Below are 2,768 nucleotides of genomic sequence, written 5' to 3'. Positions count from 1 at the left end.
CCACCCGCCACCCGCCACCCGCCACCGGTGACGGACCCGCCATCACCCAATATCCAACGGATCGATCCGCACCCGAATCGGATCCGCAGCCGCAGGCCCCTTGGCCAGTCGGGCCGCCTGGGCTGCCTTCAGCGCGGCGGCCAGAGCCGCCCCCGACCCGGGCGGAACCCGAACCAGCGCCCGCGCCATCCCCCCGTCGCCGCCCCCGGCCTCGCCGCCCCCCGCTCCACCGCGCCGAGCCCCGCCCCCGCCCGAACGAGCCCCCGCGCGCGCACCCGAACCCGTACCAGCACCGGCACCAGCACCGGCACCAGCACCCGCCACCGGCCCGCCGGCCCCGACCCGAACCGGCACCCGAACCGGAACCGGAACCGGAACCGGCCCCAGAATCTCCGCGTCGGACGGCAGGGCCGCGCCGGCGAGGAAGGCCTCCAGGGTGTCGGGCCGGCCGGTCACCGCCGCCATCCGCGACACCGGCGGGAAGTGCAGTTCCGCCCGTTCGGACAGCTCCCGCACCGCGTGCCCGACCGGGTCCCAGCGCACGAGCGCCTGCACGGGCCGGAGCGACGGCTCGGCGACCACGACGACCGTGCCGTCCCCCCGCACCAGCGAGGCGGCCGTGATCCACCGGCGCAGCGCCTCCTCGCCCGCCCGCAGGTCGGGGAAGCCGAGCATCGCCCAGCCGTCGAGCAGCAGGGCGGCCGCGTACCCGGCGCCCTCGGCCACCGGCTCCGCGCCCGGTGTGGACACGATCAGCGCCGGGCGGTCCGGTACGGAGTCCAGTACGTGGTCCCGCCCCGAGGTGCGCACCGGCACCGCCGGGAAGGCCCGGCCGAGCTCCTCGGCCGTCCGCCGGGCGCCCACGATGCTGGCCCGCAGCCGTGCCGAACCGCAGGCGCCGCAGTGCCAGTCCGGTTCGCCGCGCCCGCACCAGCCGCAGCGCAGCGCCCGCTCGTCCGGCGCCTCCAGCGGCCCCGCGCAGGCCGTGCAGCGGGCCGGGGTACGGCACCGCTCGCAGGCCAGCCGGGGCACGTACCCGCGGCGCGGGACCTGGACCAGCACCGGGCCGGTCTTGAGGCCCTCGCGCACCGCCTGCCAGGCGAGGGTGGGCAGCCGGGCGGCCCGGGCGGCCTCGTCACGGGCCAGGTCGTCCTCACCGACCGTGCGCACGAGCGGCGCGGCGGCCCGCACCTCGTCGCGGTCGGCCGTCACCGGCCGGGCCCAGCCGGACTCCACCAGCTGCGCCGCCTCGACCGTGCAGCTGGTGCCGCCGAGCAGGAAGGCGCACTCCTCGTGCGCCGAGCGCAGTTCCAGGACCTCCCGCACGTGCGGGAAGGGCGCGTTGTCGTCGCTGTGGCTGGAGTCGCCGTCGTCCCAGATCGCGACCAGGCCCAGGTCCCGTACGGGCGCGAACATGGCAGACCGGGTCCCGATCACGGCCCGCACGGAACCGCGGTGCACGGCCAGCCACTGGCGGTAGCGCTTCTCCGGACCGGACTCGGCGGTCAGCACCGCGTGGCGGCCGTCTCCGAGGAGGGCGGTCAGGGCGGCGTCCAGCCGGGCCACCGACCGCCCGTCGGGCAGTACGGCGAGGGCGCCCCGACCGGCGGACAGGGCGGCGGCCATCGCGCGGGCCAGCTCGTCGGGCCAGCCCGGGCCGGGCAGCGCGGTCCAGACGGCACGCGGGTTGCGACCGGCGGCCAGCGCACCCAGGAAGGCGGGCCCGGCCGGGTAGCGCTGCCAGCCACCGGGCTCGGGGGCGGGCGGCGGGGGCAGCGGGTCGGGCGAGGGCCGGGACTCGGCGCGGGCGTTGCGCGGCGGCACGGCCAGTTGCAGGACGTCGGCGAGGCTCCCGGCGTACCGGTCGGCGACGGCCCGGGTGAGGGCGAGCAGGCGCGGGGTGAGGACGGGCTCGGGCGAGACCACGTGCGCGAGCGCGGCCAGCGGGCCGTTGTAGTCGCTCTCGGCGCGGCGCTCGACGATGAACCCGTCGATCAGCCCGCCGCCCTCCCGGCGGCCCTCGCGGACCTGGTGCGCCCCCGCGCCGAAGCGGACGCGGACCCGCACCCCGGGCTGGGCGGCCTCGTCGAGTTCGGCGGGGACGGCGTAGTCCCAGAGCTGGTCGAGGTGGAGCACGCCCTTGTTCACCAGGATCCGGGCGACGGGCAGCTGCTCGGCGAGCGGTGCGCCGCGCCAGGTGCGCGGCTTTGCCCGGGGCGCGGCGGCCTTGGCGGCCCGCACCGTCTCCCGGATGAGCGCGAGCTGCTCCGGCGGCCCTCCGCCCGCCTCCTGCCGCGGCCCCGCACCGGCCCCCCGACCCTCCCGCTCCCCGGCCGCCCGCGGACCCTCCCGCTCTCCGGTCTCCTGCGGTTCCTCCCGCTCACCCGCGCCATGCGGCCCCCCGACGGGCCCCCGCGCCGCGGGAGGGCGCCGGTCCCCGGCGGACTGCGGCCCCCGGGCAGCCGTTTCCCGCCCCCGGGCAGCCGTTTCCTGCCCCCGGGCCCTCCCGGCGGCCTCGCGGGGTTCGTTCGCGCTGGTCACACCAGCATTCTTACCAAAGCCCGCTGACACCGCCGCCAACGCCGACGGCCCCGGACCGAGGGGTCCGGGGCCGGGGCCGAGGTCGTGCAGACGAGTGCTGCAGACCAGTGCTTACAAACCGGTGCCTACAGACCGGCTGCCGTGCGGAGGGCGTCGACGCGGTCGGTGCGCTCCCAGGTGAAGTCGGGCAGCTCGCGGCCGAAGTGGCCGTAGGCGGCGGTCTGGGC

Annotated in this window: 1 protein-coding gene; it reads right to left on the bottom strand. The window is 78.4% G+C overall.

Features of this window, described 5'->3' with window-relative positions; translation table 11 throughout:
* Positions 1 to 42: 42 nt before the first annotated feature.
* Positions 43 to 2,253, bottom strand: coding sequence for a primosomal protein N' (locus tag IF43_RS0135335; protein ID WP_051796843.1), 2,211 nt, complete (start codon positions 2,251 to 2,253; stop codon positions 43 to 45).
* Between the last annotated feature and the right edge of the window lie 515 nt (positions 2,254 to 2,768).

Origin of the sequence: Streptomyces sp. NRRL S-87, from assembly GCF_000719335.1 — a bacterium.
GTDB lineage: Bacteria > Actinomycetota > Actinomycetes > Streptomycetales > Streptomycetaceae > Streptomyces.
This window is presented reverse-complemented; position numbering and strand designations above follow the sequence as displayed.